At 70.6% G+C, this 3,058-nt stretch carries 2 protein-coding genes; both read left to right on the top strand.

The window, feature by feature from the left end:
- Positions 1–2,640: hypothetical protein (locus tag VFM98_RS20375; protein WP_325111722.1), on the top strand; the 2,640-nt coding region annotated here is incomplete at its 5' end.
- Between the two features lie 12 nt (positions 2,641–2,652).
- A partial coding sequence (locus VFM98_RS20370) for a hypothetical protein (RefSeq protein WP_325111721.1) occupies positions 2,653–3,058 on the top strand: 406 nt, incomplete at its 3' end.

Here is a 3,058-nt window from a genome sequence, read left to right as displayed (position 1 = left end):
CTGAGCGGCAACGCCGGCGCGCGCGCGAAGTTCGAGGTGGGCGCCGACGGCGTCGCGGCGATCCGGCTGGAGCCGACCAACCAGTCCGGCGAGGTGGTGCTGCGCTTCAACTTCGGCGACAACCGCACGCAGGAAGTGCGGGCGTGGCTGAGCGCCGAGCTGCGCGAGTGGGTGCTGGTCGGCTTCGCCGAAGGCACCCTCGGGCACAAGCGGCTCGCGGGCAACATGGAGGCGCTGCAGGCGGCGGGCGCCGACGACCAGCTGTTCGACCAGGACCGGCTGGCGTTCTACGCCAAGGGCCGCGTGCGCGGCGACTTCCTGCTCACGCTCGCCTACGACAGCGCGAAGGAGCGCGGCACGGACGGCGCCCCGGTGCTGCGGCAAGCCGTGGACCCGGCGAAGTTCTACACGCTGTACGGCGACGCCACGCAGCCCGGCTTCGATGCCGCGAGCACGAGCAAGCTCTACCTGAAGATCGAGAAGCAGCAGTTCTACGCGCTGTTCGGCGACTTCGACACCGGCCTGACCGTCTCCCAGCTCGCGCGCTACAGCCGCACGCTGACCGGCGTGAAATCGGAGTATCGCGGCGAGCATGCCAGCTACAACGCCTTCGCCGCCCGCACCTCGCAGGGCTTCCTGCGCGACGATCTGCAGGGCGACGGCACCTCGGGCCTGTACCGCCTGCGCGGACGCAACATCGTGCTGAACTCGGACAAGGTCAGCATCGAGGTGCGCGACCGCTTCCATCCCGAGAAGGTGCTCTCCAGCCGGTCCCTGGCCCGCTTCCTGGACTACGAGCTCGACCCGGTGGCGGGCACGCTGTTCTTCCGCGAGCCGATCCCCTCGCGCGACGCGGCCCTGAACCCCGTCTTCATCGTCGCGGAGTACGAAACCGACGACCACGGCGCCGAAGCGACGACCTACGGCGCCCGCGGAGCGCTGAAGCTCGGCGAGCGCAGCGAGCTGGGGCTCACCCGCATCCACGAAGGCACCCCGGGCCGCGAGGGAACGCTCACCGGAGTGGACGCCACCGTGCAGGTATCGGAGACGACCCGCATCCACGCGGAGGCGGCGCGGAGCAACGGCAACACGGAGGAAGGGCCGCAGAGCGGGAGCGCCTTCCTCGCCGAAGTGACCCACGACGACGGCAAGGCCGCGGCGCGCGCTTACGTGCAGAAGCAGGATCCCGGCTTCGGGCTCGGACAGCAGTCCGCAGCCTCGAAGGGCCTGCGCACCGCCGGCGTGGAGGGCCGCTACCGCGTCACCGACCAGGTGCATCTGCAGGGGCAGCTCTCGCGCCAGGAGGAACTTGCGACCCCCGTTCGGCGCGACGTGGCCGAAGCGCGCGTGGACTGGGCGGCCCCGGGCGGCCTGGCGCTCAACGGCGGCGTTCGCGCGATCTCCGAAACGGATGCGAACGGCGAACAGATCGACGCCCGCCAGGCGATCGCCGGCGCCTCCTACGACATGGCGGACCGCGGCATCACGCTGCGCGCCGCCGCGGAGATCGACGTCCGGGGTGGCGGCACCGCGAGCTACCCGGACCGCCTCGTCCTGGGCATCGACTACCGGCTGACGCCGGAGACCACGCTGTTCGCCGAACAGGAATTCGCCCGCGGCACCGAACTCCGTGCCAACACCACGCGCGTCGGCATGCGCTCGCAGCTTTGGACGGGGGCGGAGGCGCGGGTCGGCCTCGGCCAGCAGGGGCTGGCGGACGCGAATCGCCTCTACAGCACCATGGGCCTGGTCCAGCGCGTGAAGATCGACGAGCACTGGGCAGCCGATGCAGCCATCGACCGCGTCCAGACGCTGCGCGCGCCGGCCAATGCCCTGGGCCCGGACCGGCCCCTGCCTTCGGGCACGCCGTCCAGCGCCGGCTTCGGCATCCTCACCGGCGACTACACCGCGGTGAGCCTGGGCCTGGCCTACACCGAGGCGCAATGGAGCGGCAACGCGCGGGCCGAATGGCGTGGCAGCGACACCGACACCAAGGTGAACCTGCTGCTCGGTGCGCAGCGCCGCCTGGGGCAGGGCCGCTCGGTGGCCGCCGCCCTGGCGTACCTGGACCAGCGCGGTGCCGACGCGATGCGCAACGTGACGGGGCAGCTGAGCTACGCCTTCCGCCCCGTCGGCGGCGACTGGATGTGGATGGAGCGCCTGCGCTACGTGGAGGAGTCCAGCGGCAGCCTGGCCTCACGCCTGTTCACGCGCAAGTTGATCAGCAACTTCAACGCCAACTGGAAGGCGGGCCCGCGCTCGCAGGTGGCGCTCCAGTACAGCGCCAAGTACGTGCGCGAGATGCTGGGTGACGTCGGCAGCAGCGGCTTCACGGACCTCGCCGGCATCGAGGCACGCCACGACCTCGGCGAGCGCTGGGATCTCGGCGCCAGCGCCAGCGTGCTGAGCGTGCACAGGCTGCACGCCCGCTCGTACCAGCTCGGGGTCTCCGTAGGCTACCGCCTGACCGACAATACCTGGGTCGCGGTCGGCTACAACCACCTTGGCTTCAGCGACCGCGACTTCGCCGGCGCGGAGTACCGCGCCAAGGGGCTGTATGTCGCGCTGCGCGTGAAGTTCGACCAGGATACCTTCGACCTGAACGACCGGGCGAAGGGACCTCTGTCTCTCAAGCCCTAGCATCGCGGGCACATGGTTTCCACCGGAATGCAATTCTTCTCCCGAGTCCTGGCCCGTTTGGTGGCTGGCGGCCTGCTGGTGCTGGCCTGCATGGCGGCGCGCGCTGCCACTTACCCAGTCGACATGTGCGTCGGCGACCGCATGGCCGATAGCCTGAACTGCACCGCCAACGACGTCCAGATCACCAGCATCCGGATCGCGCCGGGCAGCGGCGCGCCCGCCACCTGCGAAGGCGGCACGAGCGTCACCCTGGACCTGGAGGTGACGGTCAACTTCGGCTCCAGCACGCGCTACGACGTGGGCATCTTCCTGTCGCAGGACGGTGCCAATCCCAAGGAGCGGTCGACCCGGACGCTGGCGGGCGGCACCGGCTCGGCCTCCTGCAAGGTGGCGACGCTGCCCTCGCAGGTGCCCCCGG

Source organism: Ramlibacter sp. (genome assembly GCF_035706265.1).
Lineage (GTDB): Bacteria > Pseudomonadota > Gammaproteobacteria > Burkholderiales > Burkholderiaceae_C > Ramlibacter.
This window is presented reverse-complemented; position numbering and strand designations above follow the sequence as displayed.